The organism is Janthinobacterium sp. TPC_1, from assembly GCF_056037845.1.
Genome location: NZ_CP195157.1, coordinates 1481338 through 1503145 on the forward strand (window position 1 = coordinate 1481338; position 21808 = coordinate 1503145).

Below are 21808 nucleotides of genomic sequence, written 5' to 3' on the forward strand. Positions count from 1 at the left end.
AAAGCCAAGCGGAGCTTGCAGGCATGAAAGCTTACGCATGTTTCATGCCTGCAGGTTATGGACTGCCGGTGATCCGGCAACAAATTACTTGGCGGGGGCCGTAAACGGTTCGCGCACGGTGACGCGGGGGCTTTCATTGCCGAGGCGGTCCACGGCGCTGACCACCACCGCATTGACTTTGCCGGTGGCATCGTCGACCAAGGTCAGCTCGCTTTGCACGCCCGTGACCACGGTAAAACGCCAGTCTTCGCCATAACGGGCCCAGACGGCGTACTGCGCCACGGGTTTGCCACCGCCCGACGTCAGCTTGACGTTCAGGCTGGTGGAATCGCGGCGCAAGGCCAGCACGGGCGTGCCGGGCGCTTCCTTGCCCAGCCATGGCGTGGCGGGAATCAGGGCAGGGCTTTGATACACGGTCGCCTTGAGTTGCTCGCTGACACCTTTGCGGTTCTGCATCAGCGGCACCATGCTGAAATGCACTTGCCCATTCGCGCCGGGGCGCGTGCGCGTCACTTCGATCTGCTTGATGATCTCTTGCGGCGTGAAGGACTTGGCGGAATTGTCGATGCGGCTCGTATATAAACCGGGCCACACGTGGCGGCCGTACGGATTTTGCGCCAGCCAGTAGTCGAGCAGCACGCCAAACGCTTGCGGCGCCTGAGCCACAGGCCAGTACAGCTGCGGCGACAGATAATCGAGCCATCCCTTGGCCAGCCACAATTCCGCATCCGCATACAATTTATCGTACTGGCTGAAGCCGACGATGCCGGCAGGACGGCGGTCGGGACGGCCGATGCCGAACGGACTGATGCCGAAGCGCACCCAGCTCTTTTCGCGGTGGATGCCGGTATATAACGCTTCGATCAACTGATTGACGTTCTGGCGGCGCCACGAAGCGCGGTCGAGATCGCCACCGGCCAGCAGATATTGCTGCCAGGAAGGCTCATCGGGGAAAGGCAGTTCGCGCTTGGCGCCGCCATTGCCCGCGTCCAGCGCGGCCGTTTCCGCACCGGCACCGGCGCCAGGCGCGTCGATCGGATACGGATAAAAGTAATCGTCGATGTGCACGCCATCGATATCGTAGCGGCGCACCACGTCCAGCACCACGTCCGTCGTGTGCTTCGAGGCGGCCGCGTCGCCCGGGTCCATCCACAGGTAGCGGCCGTATTGTTTGACGGACGCCGGGTTGGTGGACGCGAAACTGTCGCGCGCCAGCGGCGACTTGGCCGTCGCGTGGCGGGCACGGTAGGGATTGAACCAGGCGTGCAATTCCAGGCCCCGGGCATGCGCCTGGACCACCCAGAAAGCCAGCGGGTCATACATGGGCAACGGCGGCTGGCCTTGCTTGCCCGTCAGGTATTCCGACCACGGTTCCAGTTGCGACGGGTAAATCGTGTCCGCGCTGGGACGCACCTGCAGCACAATCGCGTTCAGATTCAAGGACTTGGCGCGGTCGAGGATGGCGATCGCCTCGGCTTGCTGCTTGGCGACCGGCAAATTGCTGCGGCTGGGCCAGTCGATATTGGCCACCGTCGAGACCCAGGCGGCGCGGAACTCGCGCGGCGCCGGCGGCGGCACTTCGCCCGTGATGTGCTGCACGGGCGGCACGGCCGGCAAGCCCGCTTCGCCTGGCGTCACTGCGGAGGGCAGTTTGGTGCTGGTACAGCTGCTGAGCAATGTGGCGGTGGCCAGCGCGGCCAGTACGCCGGCCGTGGTGCCCAGGCGTTTTTTGAAAGTAGACAACAAAACAATTCCTTGCAGTGGTGAAGCGCAGGTCTATCGGTGGGGCATTTTACTGTGCGCCCGCCATCCTTGCGGGCGCACGGTTCAAAAGAATCAGGCCTCGGCCTTCTTGCCGAATTCCGGGTCGATCTTGACCAGCGCGGCCATGATGAAAGCGGGAATCGTGGCGATGCACACCCAGATGAAGAAGTGCTGGTAGCCGAGCATTTGCTGTATCCAGCCGCTGGCCATGCCCGGCAACATCATGCCCAGAGCCATGAAGCCCGTGCAAATGGCGTAATGGGCCGTTTTATGGGCGCCATCGGACACCATGATCATGTACAACATATAAGAAGCGAAACCGAAGCCATAGCCAAATTGCTCCAACGCAATACCACCGGCGATCACATAGATGTTGCTGGGCAGGGCGCTGGCCAGGTAGACGAAGACCAGGTCGGGCAAGTGGACGGACAGCACCATGATCCACAGGCAACGTTTCAAGCCGAAGCGGGAAATGATGAAGCCTCCCAGCAAGCCGCCGAGGGTCAGGGCGATCACGCCGATGGTGCCGTAGACGAGGCCCACCTGTTCCGTCGTGAGGCCCAGGCCGCCCTTGGCGACGGGGTCGAGCAGGAAGGGTGCGGCCAATTTCAGCAGTTGCGCTTCGCCGAGCCGGAACAGCAGCAAAAATCCCAGGATGACGAGAATATCCTTCTTCCGGAAAAACGCGGCAAAGGTGGCGACGAACTCCTGCAGCGGGGAAATACCAGCGTCCTGGATGCTGGGGCGGTCGTCCTGCGGTTTCGGCAGAATAAAATAGTGGTACAGGAAGAGGGTGATGAACAGGCCCGCCAGAATGGCAAACACGACGGACCAGGCCAGCTGTACATTGCCCGTCGCATGCGTCAGATAGCCGGCCAGAAACACCAGGCCGCCCTGGCCCGCGATCATCGCCAGGCGATAGAAAGTGCTGCGCACGCCGACGAAGGCCGCCTGCTGGTGCTCTTCCAGGCCCAGCATATAAAAGCCGTCGGCGGCGATATCATGCGTGGCGGAACTGAAGGCCATCAGCCAGAAAACGGCCAGGCTGATCTGGAAGAAATGGGGCAGGGACGTCGTCAGGGCCACCAGCGCCAGCGCGGCGCCGATCACCAGCTGCAAGCCGACAATCCAGAAGCGCTTGGTGCGGTACATATCGATGAAAGGCGACCACAGGGGCTTGATGACCCAGGGCAAGTACAGCCAGCTTGTGTACAGCGCGATATCCGTATTGGAAAAGCCGTAATTCTTGTACATGATCACGGACAAGGTCATGACCACTACATAGGGAATGCCCTGGCCGAAATACAGGGAAGGGATCCACAGCCATGGCTTATTGGTGCGCGCCGGGGCGGCTTGTTTCACTAGCTCCATACATCCTTCTTGGTCTCCCAGACAGAAGAATGCCGCGCCATCGGATCACGCCGCCAGTGCTGCCCGCACACTGCCGTCCGCGCCGGCCAACAATGCCTGTGCCTGGTTTGTGTTGATTTTTTTGATCAAGGCAACAATCGCCACCTTGACGTGATAGTGGCATTGCTCCAGCACGGCCCTGGCCTGCGCCTCGCTGGCGCCCGTGGCATGCATGGTCAGACGCACGGCCCGCCAGATCAGCTTGGCGTTGGTCGGCTTCAAGTCTACCATCAAGTTTCCGTAAGTTTTGTGCAAACCCACCATCAGGGCGCTGGAAATCGTGTTCAGGGTGATTTTTTGCGCCGTGCCCGCTTTCAGGCGCGTGCTGCCGGAAATGACTTCCATACCCGTGTCGAGCACGATGCCGCATTGCGCCTCGTGCGCCACGGGGGCGTCCACATTGTTGGCGATGCCTATGGTCAAGGCACCCGCCTTGCGCGCGGCCAGCAGCGCACCGAGCACATACGGCGTGGCGCCCGAGGCGGCCAGCAGGATCACCACGTCATTTACTTGCGGCAACAGGGCCAGCACATCGCGCTCGCCTTGCTGTACATCATCTTCCGCCCCTTCGACGGCCGTGAACATGGCGCCCGCGCCGCCGGCCAGGATGGCGACGGCCCGCTCGGGCGGCCAGGAGAACGTGGGAGTCAATTCAACGCTGTCGAGCACGCCCAGGCGTCCCGACGTGCCCGCACCCACGTACAGCAGGCGTCCGCCGGCGGCGATGCGGGGCAGGGCGGCCGTGATGGCGGCAGCGATTTGCGGCGAGGCCAGCCGCACGGCTTCGACGGCCCAGAACTGGTCATCGACCAGCGCCGCCACCAGTTGCTCCACCGGATACAGGTCCAGATCCGGATGCCGCCGGCTCGGGGTTTCAGTTTTCAACATGATTTCAGAACATGGTTGAAGGTGAAACCAGTTTAATACCGATATGCAAGATCAACCATGAAAGGATGGCGGGCGGGCATAACGGGAGTTTATGGCTGATGCAGGACGTGGTGTACTACTTGTACTTCGATACGCTCCCGTTTGTGTGTCTATACTTGGGTTCGACGCCACAATCCACGACACGCCCATGATCGCTCGCCAATTGCTGTTCCTGTTTAGCGCCCTGGGCGCCATCAACGGCATCTTCCTGGCCGTCTATTTTTTCAGCCGCCGGCCTCGCTGCCTGGCCGATTGCATGCTCGGTGCATTGCTGCTTGCCGTGGGGGTGCGCACCGCCAAATCCGCCTTCCTCTACTTCAACCCGGCGATCGCCATCGAATTCCGCCAGCTGGGCCTGTCGGCCTGCCTGCTGATCGGCCCCTTGACCTATCTGTATGTACGCTCGTTCCTGGCCGGGCGCGCGCAACAGCCTGCCGGCCAAGAATGGCGCTGGCATCTCGGCCTGTCCTTCCTGCTGATAGGCATAGGCGTTGCCTTTCCGTATTCCGCGTATCGTGCTGTGTGGAACCAGTCGAGCCATGCCATTCATGTGTTCTGGTTATGCTACCTGCTGGCAACTGCCAAGTTGCTCTGGCAAAGCCGCCATGCATGGCTGAACGACGGACAGCGGATGGCGACCGGCAGCGTACTCCTGCTGAGCGTCTTTGCAGGCAGCGGTGTCATGCTGGCGGCGTACGCGAGCACGCCGTTCACGTCGTATATTGTCGGCGCCTTGTCATTTACCTTCTCGCTGCATGTCGCGGTCATGGTCTTTCTGCTGAGAAAGGAAACCTCGACGCCTTCCGACCCGAGGCAGAAGTACCAGAACAGCCGCCTGACGCACGAAGATGCGCTTGCCGTGCTCGCTGCGCTGGAACAACAGATGAGCGGGCAGAAATCCTATCTGAATCCGAACCTCACCCTGGCGCAACTGGCCAAACGGGCAGGGTGCACGCAGGCGCAGGTGTCGCAAGTGCTGAATGACAAGCTGAGCAAGAGCTTCACCACCTACGTCAACGAATACCGTATCGCCGAAGCGAAACAGGTCTTGGCCGACGAGCCGCAACTGAACATGGATACCGTTGCCGAACGCTGCGGGTTCAATTCCAGTTCCACCTTCTACTCGGCCTTCAAGAAAGTTACTGGGCAGACACCCGCCAGCTTCCGCGCCCAATCCAGCCTAGCGGCCAGGGCCGTTTCCGCGTAAAACCGCTCCGGAATCGCCATTCCGGAGTCTGAAATCATGTTTGGCGACATCAACTCCCCTGCATTTCGATAACTTATCGACCAGCAACGACCTGAAATAGTCGTTGCTCCGATAAACGCAGTTATTCATTCAGGGTAAAGTCATGATTCAGTTTTTATTGCGAACGGTACTCGCCTGTTGCTTGCTCGGCAGCGCCGCCGCCGGCACCGCCGCAACCGCCGACCAGGACGAAAATGCCATCCGGGAAACCGTGCGCTTGTATCTGCACGGAACCAGCTTCAACGTACCGGACGAGATCAACCAGGCCTTCCATACCAATTCCCGCCTTTACCTGGACGGCAAAAACGATACGGAATGGGAGCTCAGCGGTCCGGAATACGCCAAACTCTTTCCCCAGAGAGAAAATAGGCCAATTCAATGGGCGCCACGGGCGACTGATCAAGGTGGAGGCGAGCGGCAAGGTGGCCACCGCCAAGGCCGAGATCCACATTCCCCAGCAAGGGGTACGCTATGTGGATGTCTTTCTTTTGAAAAAGATCGCCGGCAACTGGAAGATCATCAGCAAGTCGGCTGATCGCGAGCCCGCAGCCCCGCGCCATGCACGCAAAGTGCTGCTGGTCGTATCAAATGTGCATCAATATCCCGGTACAAAAATTAACGCGGGCAATAATTTTCCCGAGCTGGCCTATACCTATGATGCCTTTCGCAAAGCAGGGTACGCGGTCGACTTCGTCAGTCCCGAGGGAGGCGCCATTCCCCTGGAAATGATCGTCACGTCGGACGAGTTGCTCAAAAAGCATCTGTACGACAGTGATTTCATGTGGGCACTGGCCCATACCAAGCCCGTTTCCGAGGTCAGGGCAGACGAGTATGCGGGCATGGCTTTCGTCGGCGGCGGCGCGGCCATCGTCGGCATCCCGGACAACAAGCCGCTGCAGGACATCGCTATGCGTATCTACGAGCAACAAGGCGGGGTGATCGCGGCCATCTGCCATGGCACCGAGGGCATCAAGAATCTGAAGCTCAGTGACGGGACTTTCCTGATCCAGGGCAAGGTGCTCACCTCGTTCCCCGATGCGTATCTCAACAAGGAATCGCCGGTATACAAGGCCTATCCCTTCTCGGCGGAAGCCAGCATCAAGCGCCATGGCGGCATTTTCCGGCACGGCGCCAATGGCAAGAGTCACGTCGAGGTCGATGGCCGGCTGGTGACCGGCATGAGCTGGGAATCGTCCGTCGGCGTGGCCGAATCCATGATCCGCCTGATCCAGCAGTAATTCAGGCAGCTGAATTAAGGAGAACGGCGCATTTCCGCCACGAAGTCGTAATGGTCGCTGCGGCAATACGAATGCGTCAGTTCCACCGCTTCGCCCGAGTCCAGGTAGGCGATGCGCGTGATGAACAGCACGGCCTGGCCATCGGGGATGCCCAGCTGCTTGGCCAGCACATCCGTCGCATTCATGGCGCGGATGTGCTGCAAGGCGCGCACGGGGGCCTTCTTGATGCTGCTCAAGTATTCGTACAGCGAGTCGCCCATGGCGGCCGGGTCCGGCACCACGCTGAACGGCAGCACGCTCACTTCATATGCCATCACGACGTCGTCGGCCAGGCGCAGGCGCTCCAGGCGCGCCACTTTCGTGTTCTGCGCCAGGCCCAGGCTCAGCTGTTCATCGCTGCTGGCGATGACGACTTCGCGCTTGAGCCAGCGCGAGCCGGGACGGTAGCCGCGCTGCTGCAGCTGCTCGGAAAAGCTCGACAGGTTCGACAGGGGCTGCTCGATGCGCGGGGCAATATAGTTGCCCGAACCACGGCGGCGCACGACGAGGCCTTGCTCGACCAATTGATCGATGGCCTTGCGGGCAGTCACGCGCGATACGTCGAGCAGTTCGGACAGGGTACGTTCGGATGGCAGGGCCTGGTCTACCTGGTAGCGGCCGTTGCGTACGTCATCGCTCAGCTTGCGGGCGATCTGCATATATAAAGGCGAATTGTCATTTAAATCGACCTTGAGTTCTACGCTGGTCTGGCTCATACAGTTCTCCTTGTCCTCCTAGTGTAATAGCGATGGCGCTTGCGCGTAGCCCGTCCACCCATGAATAAATGGAAAATGGGCATAAATAACGGTTATACATTTAAAAAAACGATGTTTTACCATACGTATAGCTTTGCATTATAGATAAATAAGCAATTTTCATTAGCCATGGAAACCATCGCGCCCTATGCTGGCGGCGCATCCACACATGGTATGAGAATATGAAAAAGCGAATCACGGGTTGGCTCGGCTTGCTGCTGCTGGGCGGTATCTGGCCGGCAATGGCCGCACCACCCGGCAGCGCCAGCGCACCCGTAGCCGGCCCGCAACAGCGCGCGCTCGATGCGGCCCTGTCCGCCATCGTAGATGATGCGGCCCACCCGCTGGCCAGCCTGTCCGTGCTGGCCATCCGCCACGGAAAAGTGTCGTATCAGCAACAATTCGGCTACCGGCACATCGGCGCCACGCCGGCGGAAAACCTGCCCGTGACGCCGGCCACCCTGTTCCGCATCGCCTCCGTATCGAAGATGATGACGACCCTGGGCCTGATGCGGCTGGTCGAACAGGGCAAGCTGAGCCTGGATCAGGATGTGGGCATCTATTTAGGCTTTTCCCTGCGCAACCCGCATTTTCCCCAGCGGCCCGTGACCTTGCGCAGCCTGCTCAGCCACACTTCCTCGCTGCGCGACGCGGGCGGCTATGCCTGGGGCCCCGAACGCAGCCTGCGCGACGTGTTAACGGCCGGCGGCGACGCGATGTGGGATTCCAGCGCGGCGCCCGGCCGCTACTTTACGTATTCCAACCTGAACTGGGGCGTGATCGGCACCGTGATGGAGCAAGTCACGGGCGAGCGCTTCGACTTGCTGATGCGGCGTGCTGCTGCTGCTCGACCCGCTCGATGTGCGCGGCGGCTACCACCCGGCGGCATTCACCGCGGACGAGGTGGCGAACACGGCTACCCTGTACCGCAAGCGTACGCTGGAGACGGAAATCTGGCAGCCGCACGGGCCATGGATCGCCCAGGCCGACGATTTTGACCAGCATCCACCCGCCGGCCTGGCCAACTATGTGATCGGCAGCAACGCCACCGTCTTCAGTCCCACGGGCGGCTTGCGCATCTCCGCCGCAGGGCTGGGCACCGTCATGCAGATGCTGCTCGACGGCGGACGCTACCGGAATCAGCAGCTGTTGCAGCCGGCCAGCATCGCCCTGATGTTTAGCCGCCAATGGCAGCTGGCACCCGATGACAGCAATGGCAACAGCGAACGGGGCTTGTACCGCGCCTGGGGTCTGGGCAACCAGCAATTCGATGCCGTGGCGGGACAGGGCAATGGCCTTGTCGAGGGCGCCAGTTTTCATGCGGTCGGCCACCTGGGCGACGCGTATGGCCTCGTCTCCGCCTTCGTGCTCGATTTCAAGCACAAGAATGGCATGGTGATGCTGGTGGGCGGCACAGGCAGCGATCCCGAACGCTATCCGGGCACGTATTCCGCCATGGGCCGCAGCGAGGAATTGATACTCACCACCTTATACCGTGGTGCGATTGACAAGCATGAATAATTCGCACAAAAATAGTGCATTCCTGAAAGTTATGGCTGCACCATGATGTTTCATTGGCTCCCGTGATGGCCAGCCTCTAAGCTCTCATCGAATGCTCCCGCACCATGGGGGCGCAACGCAGCGAGGCAACATGCAGCAACACGTCATCATCATCATCGGCGGCGGCGTCGTCGGCCTGACATCGGCCTGGTGGCTGGCCGAGGCCGGCTACAAGGTCACGCTATTGGAACGCAATGAACAGGTGGCGATCGCCGCCAGCTACCGCAATGGCGGCCAGCTCAGCTATCGCTATGTGGCGCCGCTGGCCGATGCGGGCGTGCCCTTGAAAGCCCTGCAATGGCTGCTGCAGAAGGATGGTCCGCTGCGCTTCCATCCCGAAGCGGACTGGCGCCAATGGCGCTGGCTGGCCAGTTTCTTGCGCAATTGCAACAGCGCCAGCAATGCCCGCACGACGGCCAAGCTGCTGCAACTGGGAGAATGGAGCCGCGCCGGCATGGCGCAGCTGGAACTGACCGTGCCGCCCGAAGCGTATGCCTGGCGCGATGCGGGCAAACTCATCGTCTACCGCTCGCCCGCCATCTTTCAGCGGGCCGTGGCGCGGCCCGAGTCGGAAGAGGCGCGCATCGTCTTGTCTCCGGCGGAAGCCGTACAGCGCGAACCGGCGCTGGCGGCCTTGCAGGGTGCCCTGGCGGGCGGCATCTTTACCGAAGGAGAAGCCGTGGCCGATTGCCACGCCTTTTGCCTGGCGCTGGAAGCGCGTTTGCTGCAGCACCCGAATTGCTCGCTCATCCTGAAAGGCGAGGCGCGCCGCCGCTCCTCGCGCACAAGGGCAGGATCACGGGCGTCGACACCAGCCTGGGCCTGTTGCAGGCAGATCACTATGTGCTGGCGGCCGGCATCCAGAGCCGCGACCTGGCCGCCACGGCGGGCGTCTACCTGCCCCTGTACCCGCTGAAGGGCTACAGCCTGACGGCGCCCATCCGCGCACAGGACCGGGCGCCCGAGATCAGCATCACGGATTTCGAGCGCAAGGTGCTGTATGCGCGCATAGGCGGCGACCTGCGCGTGGCCGCCATGGTCGACATGGTGGGCGCCGACAACAGCATCGATTGGAACCGCATCGCCGGCCTGACGCGGCTGGCGCGCGAAGCCATGCCCCACGGCGCCGATTACGACCAGGCCACGGCCTGGGCCGGCCTGCGCCCCGCCACGCCGAACAGTGCGCCGCTGGTGGGCGCCAGCAAAGTTGCAAACCTGTGGCTCAACGTGGGCCACGGTCCGCTGGGCTTTACCTTTGCCGCCGCACGCACGCGCGCATCCTGGCCGACTTGATGCAGAACAAGGCGCCGCCGTTCGCGCTGGACTTCCTCGCGCCGCAAAAGTAGGCGCAGCGGCAGCAACGGCGACCAGCGCCGCCGTTATGGCGGATAATTGCGGAACTTTCCTGTTCCCTCTTTTCTGTTCCATATCGCCAGCGCATGCCCACACCTTCGAAATTGTCCGCCTGCCCCTGTGGCGGCGCCTCCTACGCCAGCTGCTGTGGCCCGTATATCGCGGGCGACGCCCTGCCGCCCACGGCCGAAGCCCTGATGCGTTCGCGCTACACGGCGTTTACCTTGCGCGATGAAGCGTATCTGCGCGCCACCTGGCATGCCAGCACCCGTCCCGCCGACGCTTTATTTGCCGAAGAAGAAAAAGTCCACTGGCTGGGACTTGAGGTAAAATCTGCTTTACGTTTACGTCAACGTAAAGCAGAATCAGCAGATCAAGCCGAAGAGATACATCGCGACACCGTCGAATTCGTGGCCCGCTACAAGGTCAACGGCCGCGCGCACCGCCTGCATGAGGTGAGCCGCTTTGTGCGCGAGGCGGGCGAGGGCGGTGGCGCCCTGCGCTGGTTTTATCTCGACGGCAGTTTTCCCGAATAGCGCGACCCGAGAGACCGGGCGATCATAAAAAGGAACCGCAATGCCGCATATCGAAAGCAAACTCAATCCGCGCAGTGAAGATTTCAAGGCCAATGCCGCGGCCATGCAAGCCATCGTCGACGATTTGCGCGACAAGGTAGAAAAGATCGCGGCCGGCGGCGGCGAGGCGGCGGCCGCCAAGCATCTGGCGCGGGGAAAACTGCTGCCGCGCGACAGAGTCCAGATGCTGCTCGATCCCGGCACGCCCTTCCTCGAGTTTTCCCAGATGGCGGCCTACGCCATGTACCAGGACGCCAAGGGCGTCGACGCGGCGCCTTCCGCCGGCATCATCACCGGCATCGGCAGGGTCTCGGGCCAGGAATGCGTCATCGTCTGCAACGACGCCACCGTCAAGGGCGGCACCTATTACCCGATGACGGTCAAAAAGCACTTGCGCGCCCAGGAAATCGCCGACCAGAACAATCTGCCCTGCATTTATTTGGTCGATTCGGGCGGCGCCAACCTGCCGAACCAGGACGACGTCTTCCCCGACCGCGACCATTTCGGCCGCATTTTCTATAACCAGGCGAACCTGTCGGCCAAGGGCATTCCGCAAATCGCCGTCGTGATGGGTTCTTGCACGGCCGGCGGCGCCTACGTGCCGGCCATGAGCGACGAATCGATCATCGTCAAGGAGCAAGGCACGATTTTCCTCGGCGGCCCGCCGCTGGTAAAAGCGGCCACCGGTGAAGTGGTGACGGCGGAAGACCTGGGCGGCGGCGACGTGCATACGCGTTTGTCCGGCGTGGTCGACCACCTGGCGCAGAACGATTTGCACGCGCTGTCGCTGGCGCGCACCATCGTCTCGAATCTGAACCGTAAAAAACCGCAGCAGATGGCTTTGCGCGATTCCGTCGAGCCGAAATACCCGACGCAGGAACTGTATGGCGTGATCCCCGTCGACACGCGCAAGCCCTTTGACGTGCGCGAGGTGATCGCGCGCATCGTCGACGGCAGCGATTTCGACGAATTCAAGGCCCGCTACGGCACCACCCTGATCTGCGGTTTCGCGCACATCTATGGCGTAAAAGTCGGCATCATCGCCAATAATGGCATCTTATTCTCCGAATCGGCCTTGAAAGGCACGCATTTCATCGAATTGTGCTGCCAGCGCAAGATCCCGCTCGTTTTCCTGCAAAATATCACGGGCTTCATGGTGGGCCGCAAGTACGAAAACGAAGGCATCGCCCGCAATGGCGCCAAGATGGTGACCGCTGTCGCCACGGCCGCCGTGCCGAAATTCACGGTGATCATCGGCGGCAGCTTCGGCGCCGGCAACTACGGCATGTGCGGCCGCGCGTTCTCTCCCCGTTTCATGTGGATGTGGCCCAATGCGCGCATTTCCGTCAGGGGGCGGCGACCAGGCGGCTTCCGTGCTGGCGACCGTCAAGCGCGACGGCATCGAAGGCAAGGGCGGCGAGTGGAGCGCGGACGAGGAAGCGGCGTTCAAGCAGCCGATCAAGGAGCAATACGAACACCAGGGCCACCCGTACTACGCCACCGCGCGCCTGTGGGACGATGGCGTGATCGACCCGGCCGATACCCGCATGGTGCTGGGCCTGGGCCTGTCGGCCGCCTTGAACGCGGAAATCCCGGACACGAAGTTCGGCGTATTCCGCATGTAAGGGAGAGAAAAGCATGGAATTTGAAACCTTAAAGCTGGTCATCGAGGGCAATGTCGCCACCGTGACCCTGAACCGCCCCGACGTGCGCAACGCCTTCAACGAGACGACGATCGCCGAACTGGCGCGCGCCTTCGAAGGCCTGGGACGCAGCGACATGGTGCGCGCCATCGTGCTGGCCGCGAATGGCGCGGCCTTTTGCGCTGGCGCGGACCTGAACTGGATGAAGAAGATGGCAGGCTACACGCATGCCGAAAACCAGGCCGACGCGCTGCAGCTGGCGCAGATGCTGCGCACGATTTACCTGTGTCCGAAACCCGTGGTGGCGAAGATCCAGGGCGACTGCTATGCGGGCGGCATGGGCCTCGTCGCCGCATGCGATATCATTCTGGTTGCGGAAGACGTGCATTTCTGCCTGAGCGAAGTGCGGCTGGGACTGATCCCGGCCACTATTTCACCGTATGTCATCAAGGCCATGGGCGAAAACGCGGCACGCCGCTATTTCCTGACGGCGGAGCGATTCTCCGCCCAGGAAGCGCTGCGCATCGGCTTTGCCCACGAGGTAGTCGAGGCAAGCGCGCTGGACGCGAAAACGGCCGAGGTGCTCAAGGCGCTGACGGGCAACAGCCCGCACGCCGTGGCGCAAGCGAAAACGCTGGTGCGCGAGATCGTTGGCCAACCCGTCGATGACGCGCTGCTGGCGGACACCGCCGAGCGCATCGCGCAAATCCGCGCCTCGGAACAGGGCCGCGAAGGCGTGCAATCCTTCCTCGACAAGCGCAAGCCGGGTTGGCTCATGGGCTAGCGCATGGATTAAGAAAATCATTGGAGCAGTTTTGAAAGCAGAAAAACAATCGGGCTGGGTCGAACGCAGTCTGCGCAGCGTGTGGCATCCGTGCACACAGATGCAGCACCACGCATCGGCCAACGACGCGGTCCCCTTGATCCCCGTCAGCCACGGCCGCGGCGCCTGGCTGTATGATCACGAAGGACGACGCTACCTGGACGCCATCAGCTCCTGGTGGGTGAACCTGTTCGGCCATGCCAATCCGCGCATCAATGCGGAACTGAAGGACCAATTGGACCGGCTGGAACACGCGATGCTGGCCGGTTTCACGCATGAACCGGTGATCGAGCTGTCGGAAAAGCTCTCCGCCTTGACGGGCGGCGTGCTTGGCCACAGTTTTTATGCGTCCGATGGCGCATCGGCCGTGGAAATCGCCCTGAAAATGAGCTTTCACGCCTGGCGCAACAGCGGCAAGGGTGAAAAACAGGAATTCGTCTGCCTGAAAGGCAGCTACCACGGCGAAACCATCGGCGCGCTGGCCGTCACCGACGTCGCCCTGTTCAAGGATGCCTACGGCCCCTTGCTGCGTGCCTCGCAGACGGTGATGTCGCCCGACTTCCGCCAGGCGGCCGAGGGCGAGTCCGCCGAGGACGTGGCGCGCCGCGCCGCGGCCGACGTGGAACGCCTGTTCCAGGAAAAAGCGGACAAAATCGCCGCCATCATCATCGAGCCGCTGGTGCAGTGCGCCACGGGCATGGCCATGCACGACCCGCTGTACCTGTCGCTGGTGCGCGCCCTGTGCGACCGCTACCAGGTGCACCTGATCCTCGACGAAATCGCCGTCGGCTGCGGCCGCACGGGCACGTTCTTTGCGTGCGAACAGGCGGGCATCTGGCCCGATTTCGTCTGCCTGTCCAAGGGCATCAGCGGCGGCTATTTACCGCTGTCCCTCGTGATGACGCGCGAAGATATTTATCAGGCGTTCTACAGCACCGACGTGCGCCGCGGCTTTTTGCATTCGCACTCGTACACGGGCAACCCGCTGGCCTGCCGCGCGGCGCTGGCCACGCTCTCCATCTTTGAGGAAGACGACGTGCTGGCGGCCAACCGGGTACGCGCAGGGAAAATCACGCGCGCCATGGCGCCGCTGGCGCAGCATGAAAAAGTCAAGAATTTCCGCCAGCAGGGCATGATCTGGGCGTTTGACGCCGTCGATGCGGCGCCCGATTTTTCGCGCCGCTTCTTCAGCACGGCGCTGGAACACGAACTGCTGATGCGCCCCATCGGCTCCACCGTCTACCTGATGCCGCCGTACATCCTCGACGACGCCGAAATCGCGGGCCTGGGCCAGCAGATGCTGGCCGTCTTCAACAAAGTGATCGGAGCCTGAGATGGAACTGATCGCGCAATTGCAACAGCAGCTGCAGGGGCTGGAAGAGCGCAGCCTGATCCGCCGCCGCCGCACCGTCGACACGCCGTGCGCGCCGCGCCTGACGGTCGATGGGCGCGACATGCTGGCCTTTTGCAGCAATGACTACCTGGGCCTGGCGTCGCATCCGCGCATCGTGGACGCGCTGAAAGAGGGCGCCGACCTGTATGGTGCCGGCAGCGGCGCTTCGCACCTGATCAGTGGCCACAGCCGCGCCCACGCGCTGCTGGAAGAGCGCCTGGCCGCGTTTGTCGGCGCCAACCTGGAACAGGCGCGCGCGCTGTATTTCTGCACCGGCTACATGGCCAATCTGGCCGTGCTGACGGCCCTGGCGGCCGGTGATGCCGAAGCCGAGATCTTCTCGGAAGCGCTGAACCACGCCTCGCTGATCGACGGCATGCGTTTGTCCCGCGTCAAGACGCGCGTGTATCCGCACGCGGACCTCGATGCCCTGGCGGCCCTGCTGGCGGCCAGCACGGCCAAAACGAAAATCGTCGTCACCGACAGCGTCTCAGCATGGATGGCGACCTGGCGCCGCTGCCCGCGCTGCTGGCCCTGTGCGAGCAATATGGCGCCTGGCTGGTGGTCGACGACGCGCACGGCTTCGGCGCGCTGGGAGCCAATGGCCGCGGCGCTCTGGAACACTTCGGCCTGCATTCGCCCTACCTCGTGTACGTGGGCACCCTGGGCAAATCGGCCGGCGTGGGCGGCGCCTTCGTTTGCGCGCATGAAGCCGTGATCGACACGCTGATCCAGAAGGCGCGCCCCTACATCTTCACGACGGCGGCCGCGCCCGCGCTCGCGCATGCGCTGCTGGCCAGCCTGGACATCATCGCCGGCGAGGAAGGAAAACAACGCCGGATGCACCTGGCCGCGCTGGTGGCGCAATGGAACGAGGGCTTGCAGCTGCAGCGCTGGCAAGCCTTGCCATCGCTCTCCGCCATCCAGCCCGTCATCATCGGCGAGAATGCGGACATGCTCGATATCGCCGCCCAACTCTACGAGCAAGGCCTGTGGGTCGGCGCCATCCGCCCGCCCACCGTGCCAGCGGGCACGGCGCGCCTGCGCGTGACCCTGTCGGCCGGCCATACGGCGCAGGAAGTGGCGCAATTGATCAATGCAGTCAACACCCTGGAAAGGACTCGCCATGAGCCTTGATGATCCCATCGTGGCAGAAGTGCTGGCGGACCTGGCGCCGGCCGTGCAGCCGGCACCGGCAGCCACCGCCCTGCCATCGCGCTTTGCCTGTTTCGTCACCGGCACGGACACGGAAATCGGCAAGACATTGACGTCGTCGGCCCTGCTGCACGCGCTGGTGGCGCGCGGCGTGCGCGCCTGCGGCATGAAGCCCGTGGCCGCCGGCGCCGAGATGCGCGACGGCGAACTGCATAATGAAGACGCCGACAGCCTGATCGCCGCCGGCAACGTCAGCATGCTGCGCAATATCACCACGCCCTACATGCTCAAAGAAGCGGCCGCGCCACACATCGCCGCCGCGCTGGAAGGCGTGAGCATCGAGTCGGTACCGATTCTGGCCGCCTACCTGGAAATCGCCGCCGCCTCGGACGCCGTCGTGGTCGAAGGCGTGGGCGGATTCCGCGTACCGCTGTCGCCCGGCTTCGATTCGGCCGACCTGGCGCAGCAGCTCGATTTGCCCGTGATCCTCGTGGTCGGCATGCGTCTGGGCTGCATCAGCCAGGCCTTGCTGACGGTGGAAGCCATCGAAGCGCGCGGCCTGACGGTGATCGGCTGGGTCGCCAACACCCTGGAAGTGGAAATGCGCTTCCTCGACGAAAATATCGATGCGCTGATCGAGCGCATCCCGGCGCCGCTGCTGGGCAGGGTGCCGCGCCTGGCGCAGCCGAGCGCGGAAGCGGCGGCCGCGTATCTCGATTTCACCGGCTTGCCCAACTGGCCGGCGCAGCATCCCAACACCTAACAATTCAACGCATTCAAAAATAGAAACGAAGGAATCACATGTCTCACGTCCAAGAAGCAGCAAAAACCGTCGAACTGCACCGCCCAGCGGCGCGCATCACCGTGCCGGAAGCGGCCACCTGGCCCGTCGCCGACGTGCTGGCCCTGTTCGACCTGCCTTTCAATGACCTGATGTTCAAGGCCCAGCAAACCCACCGCGTCAACTTCCCCGATGGCGACGTGGAACTGGCGACCCTGTTGTCGATCAAGACGGGCGGCTGCGAGGAAGACTGCGGCTACTGCCCGCAGGCGGCCCGCTACGACACGGGCGTGGAAGCGAAAAAAATCCTCGACATCGACACGGTGCTCGACGCGGCCCGCCAGGCGAAAGCCAATGGCGCCACGCGCTTCTGCATGGGCGCCGCCTGGCGCAGCCCGAAAGAGCGCGACATGGAAAAAGTCGAAGAGATGGTGACCAAGGTCAAGGCGCTGGGCCTGGAAACATGCGCTACTTTGGGCATGCTGGAAGAGGGACAAGCGGACCGCCTGAAAAACGCGGGCCTGGACTTCTACAACCATAACCTCGATACGGCGCCCGAGTTCTACGACAACGTCATCTCCACGCGCGAATACCAGGACCGTCTGGACACCCTGGGCCGCGTGCGCGAAGCGGGCTTGAAAGTGTGCTGCGGCGGCATCGTCGGCATGGGCGAAACGCGTCTGCAGCGCGCGGGCCTGATCGCCCAGCTGGCGAACCTGAATCCGTATCCGGAATCGGTGCCCGTCAACCACCTGGTACAGGTGGAAGGCACGCCTTTGTTCGGCCTGGAAGCGCTGGACCCGTTCGAATTCGTGCGCACGATCGCCGTGGCCCGCATCACCATGCCAAAGGCGCGCGTGCGTTTGTCGGCCGGCCGGCGCCAGATGGGCGAAGCCGTGCAAGCCATGTGCTTCCTGGCTGGCGCCAATTCCATCTTCTACGGCGACAAGCTGCTCACCACCGACAACCCGGAAGCGGAAGACGACCGCGTCCTGTTGAACAAACTGGGCCTGCAAACGCGCGGCGCCATGCTGGAATCGGTACAGAAAGAGAAGTGCGGCGGCTGCTGATCCAGCCCATGGAATGCGCCCCGCCCGGGCGCATCCCCTCCCAGCGACACCTCAGATAAAAAACTTCCAGCCACGAGCTGCAAAGAGAGAGACCATGTTCACTAAAATCCTGATCGCCAACCGCGGCGAAATCGCTTGCCGTGTCGCCGCTACCGCGCGCCGCATGGGCATCCAGACCGTCGCCGTGTATTCGGAAGCGGACGCCAACGCCAAGCACGTCGCCGTCTGCGACGAAGCCGTCCTGATCGGCCCCGCGCCGGCCAAGGAAAGCTATCTGTGCGGCGACAAGATCATCGCCGTAGCGCTGGCGACAGGTGCGCAGGCGATCCACCCCGGCTACGGATTTTTGTCCGAAAACGCCGACTTCGCCGACGCCTGCCACGCGGCGGGCCTGGTCTTCATCGGCCCGCCGGCGTCCGCCATGCGCGCCATGGGTTCGAAATCAGCGGCCAAGTCGCTGATGGAGAAAGCCAACGTGCCGCTGGTGCCCGGCTACCACGGCGAGAATCAGGATGCGGATTTCCTGCACGGCCAAGCCGACAAGATCGGCTACCCCGTGCTGCTGAAGGCTTCGGCCGGCGGCGGCGGCAAGGGCATGCGCGTCATCGAGAACAGCGCCGACTTCAAGGCCGCGCTGGCCTCGTGCAAGCGCGAAGCGATCAGCTCTTTCGGCGACGACAAGGTGCTGGCCGAAAAATACCTGTCGCGTCCGCGCCATATCGAAATCCAGGTGTTTGCCGACACGCTTGGCAACTGCATCTACCTGTTCGAGCGCGATTGCTCGGTGCAGCGCCGTCACCAGAAGGTACTGGAAGAGGCGCCGGCGCCGGGCATGCCGGCCGAGCGCCGCGCGGCCATGGGCGAAGCGGCCGTCGCCGCCGCCAAGGCCGTCGGCTACGTGGGTGCGGGCACGGTGGAATTCATCGCCAACCAGGACGGCTCGTTCTACTTCATGGAGATGAACACGCGCCTGCAGGTGGAACACCGGTGACGGAAATGATCACCGGCACCGACCTGGTGGAATGGCAGTTGCGCGTCGCCTTTGGCGAGCCGCTGCCGAAAAAACAGAGCGAATTGACCATCCACGGCCACGCCATCGAAGCGCGCATCTACGCGGAAAATCCTGAAAAAGGCTTTTTGCCGTCGATCGGCACCCTGCGCCACATGCAGTCGCCGGCGGCCGTGACGTTCGAGCTGGGCGGCACGCTGGTTCCCGCCGCCGTGCGCATCGATTCGGGCGTGCGCGAAGGCGACGCCATTTCTCCGTTCTACGACCCGATGATCGCCAAGCTGATCGTCTGGGGCGCGGACCGCCGCGAAGCGCTGGCGCGCATGGCGCAGGCGCTGGCCGACTACCAGATCGTCGGCCTGGCCAGCAATATCGCCTTTTTGAAGCGCCTGGTCGAAGGCCAGGCGTTTGCCGGCGCCGACCTCGATACGGGTTTGATCGAGCGCAATCAAGACACGCTGTTCCCCGCCCTGCAGGCGGCGCCCGACACGGCCCTGGCGCTGGCGGCAGTCAGCCTGCTGACGGAAGAAAAAACCGCGTCCGAAGCGCAGTCGAGCAATCCCGCCGACCCGTGGGGCAATGCCCTGGGCTGGCGCCTGAACAGCACCCTGGGTCGCAGCCTGGCGTTCGCCGACGAATTCGCGCTGGCGGGCGACAGCAAGGCCTATGCCGCGCGCATCGCCTACAAAACCGATGGCTGGCTGTTCAACGGCCAGCCCCTGAGCTTGACGGCGCGCAAAGGCAATGAGCTGCACATCAAGCTCGGTGAACGTGCCGTGCACGGCACGGTGCTGCGCGACGGCGAGCAGTTCCACGTATTCACCGGCGGCTTGCACTACACCTTGCACTACAGCGACCCGATGGCGCATGCGGGCGAGGTGGAAGCGGAGGGCGGGCGCCTGACGGCGCCGATGCCGGGCAAGGTCGTCGCCGTGCTGGTCAACAAAGGCCAGGACGTCAAGAAGGGCGAGCCGCGGGTCATCATCATGGAAGCGATGAAGATGGAGCACACGATCGCCGCGCCGCACGACGGCCTGGTGGAAGACGTGCTGTACGCGGTCGGCGACCAGGTGGCCGATGGCGCGCCGCTGCTGGCTTTCAAGGCTGCCGCATAGAGGCAGCCACGATGCGCATCCTTTTACAACGGTCGGACGGCAAGGAAGCGGCGTGGATCGCCGATTTTAAAGACTTGCTGCCCGAAGCCGAGATAGTCTTCTGGCGCGAAGGCGAAACGTTCGCGCCATGCGATTATGCCGTCGTGTGGCAGCCGCCCGCCGCCATGCTGCCGGCATTGAGCGAAGTCAAAGCCATCTTCAACACGGGCGCCGGCGTCGACGCGCTGCTGAAGTTCGGCGACGCGCTGCCGGCCCACGTGCCGCTGGTGCGCCTCGACGACGCGGGCATGGGCGTGCAGATGGCCGAATATGTGAGCCACGCCGTGCTGCGCCACTTCCGCCGCTTCGACGACTACGAGGCGCAGGGCCGCGCCGGCATCTGGCAGCCGCTGCCCGCCTTCGACAAGATGTATTTTCCCGTCGGCGTGCTGGGCATGGGCGTGCTGGGCACGCGCGTGCTGCAAGCGCTGGCGCAGTTCGAATTTCCCCTGCGGGGCTGGAGCCGCAGCCAGAAGCACATCGATGGCGTGCAGTGTTTTGCGGGCGAAGAGGGGCTGGAAGCCTTCTTGCGCGGCACGCGCGTGCTGGTGTGCATGCTGCCGCTCACGCCGGACACGCACAACCTGCTCGACCGCGCACGCCTGTCGATGCTGCTGCCGGGCGCCTACGTCATCAACGTGGCGCGCGGCGCGCATCTGGCCGAACCGGACTTATTGACCCTGATCCGCTCCGGGCATATCGCTGGCGCGACCCTCGACGTGTTCCGCAACGAGCCGCTGCCGCAGCAGCACCCGTTCTGGCAAGAACCGCGCATCACCATCACGCCGCATATTTCGGCCGCCACCCTGCGCCGCGAAAGCGTGGCGCAGATCGCCGCCAAGATGCGCCGCCTGCACGCCGGAGAGCTTGTGGCCGGCATCGTCAACCGTTTGCAAGGATATTGAGATGAACCCTACTACCAGTTTGCCCAAGCAGGTCAAGATCGTCGAGGTGGGCCCGCGCGACGGCCTGCAAAACGAGAAGGAGACCATCAACGCCGCCGTCAAGATCGAGCTGGTCGACCGCCTGACCCTGGCCGGCTTCGCCAACATCGAGGCGGCGTCCTTCGTGTCGCCGAAATGGGTGCCGCAGATGGCCACCAGCGCGGAAGTGATGGACAAGATCGCGCGCCACCCGGGCACCATTTATTCGGCGCTGACGCCGAACATGCAGGGTTTCGAGGCCGCGCTGGCGGCGAAGGCCGATGAAGTGGTGATCTTCGGCTCCGCGTCCGAGGCATTCTCGCAAAAGAACATCAATTGCTCGATCGCCGAATCGATCGCCCGCTTCGAAGGCGTGGCGAAGGCGGCCAAGGAACACGGCCTGCGCGCCTGCGCGGCAGCATCAGCTGCGCCTTCGGCTGCCCCTACCAGGGCGACGTGCCGCTGGACGCCGTGGCCGACGTGGTGGGCCGCATGCGCGACCTCGGTTGCGACGAGATCGACATCGCCGACACCATTGGCGTGGCCACGCCGAGAAAGACGCAGGCGGTGATGCAGCGCGCGATTGCCGCTTTCCACGTGGGCGGCCTGTCCGGCCACTTCCACGACACCTACGGCCAGGCGCTGGCGAACATTTACGCCAGCCTGGAAACAGGCATCGCGATCTATCATTCGTCGGTGTCGGGCCTGGGCGGCTGCCCGTACGCCAAGGGCGCCACGGGCAACGTGGCCACCGAGGACGTGCTGTACATGATGCAGGGACTGGGGATTAGTACCGGCATCGACCTGGACCTGGTGGTCGACGCGGGGCAGTTCATTGCGCAGCAACTGGGGCGCAAGGGTTCCAGCCGCGCCGGCAATGCGATTGCGGCGAAACGCCTGGGATAAAAAAAAAAGGGGCTGCGGCCCCTTTTTGCTGCCGGCCTCGCGCCGCAGGCGCTACAGACGAAAAAAAACCCAAGAGCCGAAACT

The 21808-nt window shown here is 63.2% G+C and carries 17 protein-coding genes and 4 pseudogenes; 16 read left to right on the plus strand and 5 right to left on the minus strand.

Translation table 11 applies throughout. From position 1 onward, the window contains the following. Window positions 1-84: 84 nt before the first annotated feature. From ACQVLG_RS07175 to ACQVLG_RS07185, 3 genes are all read right to left on the minus strand, one after another. Entirely contained in the window at window positions 85-1746 is a 1662-nt protein-coding gene (locus ACQVLG_RS07175) for a glycoside hydrolase family 10-like protein (RefSeq protein ID WP_474293640.1), read from the minus strand. A 90-nt stretch (window positions 1747-1836) separates the two neighbouring features. Further along, on the minus strand, window positions 1837-3135 hold the full coding sequence (locus ACQVLG_RS07180; protein WP_474293642.1) for an MFS transporter: 1299 nt from the start codon (window positions 3133-3135) through the stop codon (window positions 1837-1839). Window positions 3136-3180: 45 nt separating this feature from the next. Then, window positions 3181-4062 carry an N-acetylmuramic acid 6-phosphate etherase gene (locus tag ACQVLG_RS07185; protein ID WP_230539998.1) on the minus strand — a complete coding sequence of 294 codons (882 nt, stop codon included), beginning with the start codon at window positions 4060-4062 and terminating at the stop codon, window positions 3181-3183. 187 nt (window positions 4063-4249) lie between these two features. On the opposite strand from ACQVLG_RS07185, the gene ACQVLG_RS07190 reads away from it, so the two are divergent. After that, a complete protein-coding gene (locus ACQVLG_RS07190) occupies window positions 4250-5308 on the plus strand; it encodes a helix-turn-helix transcriptional regulator (protein ID WP_474293645.1) in 1059 nt (352 codons plus the stop codon). Between the two features lie 154 nt (window positions 5309-5462). Here the strand turns inward: ACQVLG_RS07190 and ACQVLG_RS07195 are convergent, their stop codons facing one another. Beyond that, window positions 5463-5783, minus strand: coding sequence for a hypothetical protein (locus ACQVLG_RS07195; protein WP_474293647.1), 321 nt, complete (start codon window positions 5781-5783; stop codon window positions 5463-5465). Between ACQVLG_RS07195 and ACQVLG_RS07200 the strand changes: the two genes are divergently transcribed. After that, window positions 5770-6585 carry a type 1 glutamine amidotransferase domain-containing protein gene (locus ACQVLG_RS07200; RefSeq protein WP_474293649.1) on the plus strand — a complete coding sequence of 272 codons (816 nt, stop codon included), beginning with the start codon at window positions 5770-5772 and terminating at the stop codon, window positions 6583-6585. The genes ACQVLG_RS07195 and ACQVLG_RS07200 overlap by 14 nt on opposite strands. A 14-nt stretch (window positions 6586-6599) precedes the next feature. Here the strand turns inward: ACQVLG_RS07200 and ACQVLG_RS07205 are convergent, their stop codons facing one another. Continuing rightward, entirely contained in the window at window positions 6600-7340 is a 741-nt protein-coding gene (locus ACQVLG_RS07205; RefSeq protein WP_230540001.1) for a GntR family transcriptional regulator, read from the minus strand. A gap of 221 nt (window positions 7341-7561) precedes the next feature. Here ACQVLG_RS07205 and ACQVLG_RS07210 point away from each other — a divergent pair, with 221 nt between their 5' ends. The 14 genes and pseudogenes from ACQVLG_RS07210 (at window position 7562) to ACQVLG_RS07275 (ending at window position 21724) form a co-directional block, all read left to right on the plus strand. Then, window positions 7562-8377 carry a serine hydrolase domain-containing protein gene (locus ACQVLG_RS07210; RefSeq protein ID WP_474293651.1) on the plus strand — a complete coding sequence of 272 codons (816 nt, stop codon included), beginning with the start codon at window positions 7562-7564 and terminating at the stop codon, window positions 8375-8377. Then, a complete protein-coding gene (locus ACQVLG_RS07215) occupies window positions 8283-8900 on the plus strand; it encodes a serine hydrolase domain-containing protein (protein ID WP_474293653.1) in 618 nt (205 codons plus the stop codon). The genes ACQVLG_RS07210 and ACQVLG_RS07215 overlap by 95 nt, the downstream gene beginning before the upstream one ends. A 130-nt stretch (window positions 8901-9030) precedes the next feature. Continuing rightward, window positions 9031-9855, plus strand: coding sequence for an FAD-dependent oxidoreductase (locus ACQVLG_RS07220; RefSeq protein ID WP_474293656.1), 825 nt, complete (start codon window positions 9031-9033; stop codon window positions 9853-9855). Beyond that, window positions 9765-10232, plus strand: a complete 468-nt coding sequence (locus tag ACQVLG_RS07225; RefSeq protein ID WP_474293658.1) for an FAD-dependent oxidoreductase — start codon at window positions 9765-9767, stop codon at window positions 10230-10232. Before ACQVLG_RS07220 ends, ACQVLG_RS07225 begins: the two co-directional genes overlap by 91 nt. Window positions 10233-10378: 146 nt before the next feature. Continuing rightward, on the plus strand, window positions 10379-10828 hold the full coding sequence (locus tag ACQVLG_RS07230) for a YchJ family protein (protein ID WP_409027544.1): 450 nt from the start codon (window positions 10379-10381) through the stop codon (window positions 10826-10828). 40 nt (window positions 10829-10868) lie between these two features. Continuing rightward, window positions 10869-12492 (plus strand): annotated as a pseudogene (locus ACQVLG_RS07235) (carboxyl transferase domain-containing protein). 13 nt (window positions 12493-12505) lie between these two features. Further along, complete coding sequence (locus tag ACQVLG_RS07240) at window positions 12506-13294, plus strand: enoyl-CoA hydratase/isomerase family protein (RefSeq protein WP_070223170.1); 789 nt, start codon at window positions 12506-12508, stop codon at window positions 13292-13294. Window positions 13295-13325: 31 nt separating this feature from the next. Next, on the plus strand, window positions 13326-14666 hold the full coding sequence (bioA, locus tag ACQVLG_RS07245; RefSeq protein ID WP_474293660.1) for an adenosylmethionine--8-amino-7-oxononanoate transaminase: 1341 nt from the start codon (window positions 13326-13328) through the stop codon (window positions 14664-14666). A gap of 1 nt (window position 14667) precedes the next feature. Beyond that, window positions 14668-15863, plus strand: a pseudogene (gene bioF / locus ACQVLG_RS07250) (8-amino-7-oxononanoate synthase). After that, entirely contained in the window at window positions 15853-16644 is a 792-nt protein-coding gene (gene bioD, locus ACQVLG_RS07255) for a dethiobiotin synthase (protein ID WP_474293662.1), read from the plus strand. Before bioF ends, bioD begins: the two are co-directional and overlap by 11 nt. A gap of 38 nt (window positions 16645-16682) precedes the next feature. After that, window positions 16683-17732 (plus strand): biotin synthase BioB, encoded by a 1050-nt coding sequence (gene bioB / locus ACQVLG_RS07260; protein ID WP_474293664.1) that lies wholly within the window; start codon window positions 16683-16685, stop codon window positions 17730-17732. Window positions 17733-17826: 94 nt separating this feature from the next. After that, window positions 17827-19856 (plus strand): annotated as a pseudogene (locus ACQVLG_RS07265) (acetyl/propionyl/methylcrotonyl-CoA carboxylase subunit alpha). An 11-nt stretch (window positions 19857-19867) separates the two neighbouring features. Beyond that, window positions 19868-20800 (plus strand): 2-hydroxyacid dehydrogenase, encoded by a 933-nt coding sequence (locus ACQVLG_RS07270; RefSeq protein ID WP_474293666.1) that lies wholly within the window; start codon window positions 19868-19870, stop codon window positions 20798-20800. A gap of 1 nt (window position 20801) precedes the next feature. After that, a pseudogene (locus ACQVLG_RS07275) lies at window positions 20802-21724 on the plus strand (hydroxymethylglutaryl-CoA lyase). The last annotated feature ends 84 nt before the right edge of the window (window positions 21725-21808 follow it).